Source organism: Actinosynnema sp. NPDC023794 (assembly GCF_040639675.1).
Classification (GTDB): Bacteria; Actinomycetota; Actinomycetes; order Mycobacteriales; family Pseudonocardiaceae; genus Actinosynnema; species Actinosynnema luteola.
This window is the reverse complement of record NZ_JBFAFR010000090.1, coordinates 1-4,481: the sequence shown is the minus strand read 5'-3', so window position 1 is coordinate 4,481 and position 4,481 is coordinate 1. Positions and strand designations below refer to the sequence as shown.

Sequence of the window (4,481 nt, the reverse complement as noted above, 5' to 3'; positions counted from 1 at the left end):
GCACCCTCACCCCAACTCGTGCCGTCGGCAGCAGCGGCGAAGGGCTTGCTGCGACCGTCCGGCGCGAGTCCGCGCTGCCGCGAGAACTCCGTGAACCCCAGCGGGTTCACGATCACCGTCACGCCACCGGCCAGCGCCAGGTCGCACTCACCCGACCGCAACGCCTGCGCCGCCAAGTGCATCGCCACCAACGACGACGAACACGCGGAGTCCACCGACACGGCCTGGCCGCGTAACCCGAGCAGGTAGGCGACGCGGCCGGACGTGACGCTCGGTGAGATGCCGGTCGCCAGGTAACCCTCGGCGTCACGCGGGGCCTGGTCGACCACGCCCCCGTACCCCGAGGACCACAACCCGGTGAACACGCCCGTCTGGCTGCCCCGCAACGAGGTGGGGTCGATCCCCGCGTGCTCGAACACCTCCCACGCCGTCTCCAGCAACACCCGCTGCTGCGGATCCATCGCCAACGCCTCACGCGGCGAGATCCCGAAGAAATCGGCGTCGAACCCCGCCACGTCCGCCAAGAACCCACCAGAACGGGTGTAACTCGTCCCCGCGTGATCAGGATCAGGGTGATAAAGCCGATCCAGATCCCAACCACGATCCGCCGGGAACTCCGAGATGGCGTCCACCCCGTCCACCACCAACCGCCACAGGTCATCCGGCGACCCGACACCACCAGGCAACCGACACCCCATACCCACGATCACGATCGGGTCCTCCCCCACCGCCCGCGCCACCGGCGCGTCGACCTCCGGACGGGTGCCCGACAGCTCCAGCCGCAGGTGCTCGGCCAGTTCCTCGGGCGTCGGGTGGTCGAAGACGAGGGTCGCGGGCAGGCGGAGGCCGGTCGCCGTGGCGAGCCGGTTGCGCAGCTCCACGGCGGTGAGCGAGTCGAACCCGAGGTCGCGGAACGCGAGCCGGGGCTTGATCGCCGACGCGTCGGTGTGCCCGAGCACGGCCGTGGTGTGGGTGGTGACGAGGGGCAGCAGGTCGGTTTCGGGCGCGGCGGGAGGCGGGAGCGCGCGAGGTGCCCGGGTCGTCAGGTGCGCGGTCGTCACCGTGGGCTGGTCACCGGCGAGCGCCGCGTCGAACAGCGCCAGCGCGTGCTCCGTCGTCATCGGCGCGATGCCGGCGCGGGCGAAGCGCTCCTTGTCGGTCGAGGTGAGGTGCGCGGTCATGCCGGACGCCTCGGCCCAGTAGCCCCACGCCATCGAGACGGCCGGCAGGCCGAGGGCGTGCCGGTGCACGGCCAGGGCGTCCAGGTAGGAGTTGGCGGCGGCGTAGTTGGCCTGCCCGGCGTTGCCCAGGACGCCCGCGGCGGCGGAGAACAGCACGAACGCGTCCAGGTCGCCGGCCAGCTCGTGCAGGTGCCAGGCGCCGTCCACCTTGGGCCGCAGCACGCGGTCCAGCTGGTCGGGGGTGAGGCCCTGCACCACCGCGTCGTCCAGCACACCGGCCGCGTGCACCACCGCGGTCAGGTCCGGGATCGACGCCACCAACTCCGCGACCTGCCCACGATCCGACACGTCACACGCCACCACCCGCACGTCCGCGTCCAACTCCGGAGCCTCACCACCGCCGCGGCTCACCAGCACCAGCCGCCGCACACCATGTCGCGCGACCAAGTGCTCGGCCACCACACGACCGAGCGTGCCCAAGCCGCCGGTGATCAACACGGTGCCGTCGGCGAGGCGGGGCACGGTGAGCACCAGCTTGCCGACGTGCCCGGCCTGGCTCATCAGCCGGAACACGTCCACCGCGCGCCGCACGTCGTGCGTGGTGATCGGCGGCAGCCGCAGCACGCCGGCGCCGAACAGCCGCAGCACCTCGGTCAGCACCTCACCCAGGTGGGCGGGATCGGCGTCGTTGAGGTCGAACGCCCGGTAGTCGACGCCGTCGAGAACCCGGACGTCGGTCTTGCCCATCTCCACGAACCGGCCACCGGGCGCGAGCAGGCGCAGCGACGCGTCGGTGAACTCGCCGGTCAACGAGTTCAGCACCACGTCCACCCGCGGGAACCGCTGCTCGAACTCCAGCGTCCGCGACGACGCGATGCGGTCATCGCTCAACCCCGACGCCCGCAACGCGTCCCACTTGCGCGGGCTCGCCGTGGCGAACACCTCCGCGCCGAGGTGCCGCGCCAGCTGGATCGCGGCCGTGCCGACGCCACCCGCGCCGGAGTGGATCAGCACCCGATCGCCCGGCCGGACGCGGCCGAGGTCCACCAGCCCGTGCCACGCGGTCAGGAACGCCACCGGCACCGCCGCGGCCTGCTCGAACGACCAGCCGTCCGGGACCGGCGCGAGCAACCGCTCGTCGGCGACGGCACGCGGCCCGAACGCGCCGGACGCGAGGCCGAGCACCCGGTCGCCCACCTGCCACCGCGTGACGCCCGGCCCGACTTCGAGGACCGTGCCGGCCGCCTCACCGCCCAACAACGCCGCGTCCGGGTACATCCCCAACGCGATGAGCACGTCGCGGAAGTTCACCCCCGCCGCACGCACCCCGAGCCGCACCTGGCCCGGTTCCAGCGGCAGCTCGGCCACCTCGGCGAACGCGAGGTCGTCCAGGCTGCCGGTGCCCGACTCGACCAGCCGCCACGGACCGTCGACCGACGTCGGCCGCGCCCTGGACGACACCTGCCGGGGCACCAGGACCGCGTCACCGCGGATCGCCACCTCCACCTCGTCGCCCGCCACGGACGCCGCCTCCGACGCACGGGCCACCGTCGCGTCGCGGTCCAACTCCACCGCGACGAACCGGCCCGGGTGCTCGGCCGCGGCACTGCGGACCAACCCGCGCACCGCCGCCCCCGCCGGATCGTCCGCCCTGGTCGGCACCACCAGGCGCGTCCGCTCGTCGGACTCCAGGAACTCCTGCACCAGGTCGAGTGCCCGTCGGGTGAGGTCGTGCACGGACTCGGCGTCGACCGAACCGGTCAGCAGGGGCGCGAGGCGGACGGGTACGGGGGCGGACTCCGCCAGCGGCACCCATTCGGTGCGCAGCAGCGTGGTCTCGAGTTCGGCGGCCGGTCGCACGGTCAGCGTGTCGATCGTCGCCACCGGTCCGCCCGCGAGGTCGGTCAACGTGACGGTGTACGCGTCCGGCCCGGTGCGGGACAGGTGGACGCGCGCGGTCGAGACGCCTGTCGTGCGCACGGCGATGCCGGTGAACGAGAAGGGCAGGCGGAGGCGGTCGTCCGGGTGCAGCAGGATCACCGGTTGCAGCGCGGCGTCGAGCAGCGCCGGGTGCAGGCCGAACCTGGCCCCGTCCGGGACCCGGACCTCGGCGAACAGCTCGTCGTCCCCGCGCCACAGCGCCCGCACGCCCCGGAACGCCGGGCCGTACGCGTAGCCCAGGTCGGCGAGGTGGTCGTAGAAGCCGTCCGGGTCGAGCTGCTCTCCCCTGGGCTCCCACGCCGGGGTGGTCGGGGCCTGAGCGCGGTCGAGCGTGCCGGAGGCGTGGCGGACCCACTCGCCGTCGACGCGGGAGTGCACGGTGACCGGTCGTCGATCGGCGTGGTCCGGCGCGCCCACGGACACCTGGACGTGCGCCGGGCGTTCGGTCACGGTCAGCGGCACGTGCAGCACGAGGTCCGCGACGACCGGGCAACCCACGGCACGTCCCGCTTCGGCGGCCAGTTCCACGAACGCCGTGCCGGGCAGCAGCACCGCGCCATCGACGGCGTGGTCGGCCAGCCACGGGTGCGTGCGGGTCGAGAGGCGGCCGGTCAGCACCGCGCCCTGGTCGTCCGGCAGCTCCACGGACGCGTCCAGCAACGGGTGGCCGGGCGTGGACCCGGTCGTGCTCGGGAGGAGCCAGTAGCGCGTCCGCTGGAACGGGTAGGTCGGCAGCGCGAGCCGCCCGGACGTCGGCTTGGGCAGCGGGTAGCCGTTCACGACCAGGGCAGCCAGTGCGGCCCGGAAGTCGCTCCGATCGCGGCGGAGGGTGCCGGTGGCGACCGTGACGTCCAGGGCGGGCACCAGCACCGGGTGCGGGCTGACCTCGATGAACACGTCGTGCCCGCCGGCCGTCAACGCCTCCACGGCACGGTCGAACCGCACCGGCTCCCGCAGGTTCCGGTACCAGTAGGCGGCATCGACGGTCCCGACCAACCCCTCGGTCACGGTCGAGTAGAACGGGATCCGCGCCGGGAGCGGGGTGATGTCCGCGAGGTCGGCCAAGAGCCGTTCCCGGACCGCTTCGACCTGTGCCGAGTGCGCCGCGTAGTCCACCGGGAGGACGCGCGCCCTGATGCCGTCGGCGTCGCAGGCCGCCACCAGCTCGGCGAGCGCGGCCGGATCTCCGGACACGACCACGGAGTCCACCGCGTTGACCACCGCGACCGATAGCCGGTCACCCCACCGCGACAGCAACTCCGAGTCCGGCGGCGACGACACCGACACCATGCCACCAAGACCGGCAATCGCCACCAAAGCCCTGCTGCGCAACGCAACCACCCGCGCCGCATCCTCCAA

1 protein-coding gene is annotated in these 4,481 nt (G+C 73.3%); it reads right to left on the bottom strand.

Features of this window, described 5'->3' with window-relative positions; all coding sequences use genetic code 11:
* The coding region (locus AB0H12_RS45115) for an SDR family NAD(P)-dependent oxidoreductase (RefSeq protein WP_499632932.1) at positions 1-4,436 on the bottom strand (4,436 nt) is incomplete at its 3' end.
* Between the last annotated feature and the right edge of the window lie 45 nt (positions 4,437-4,481).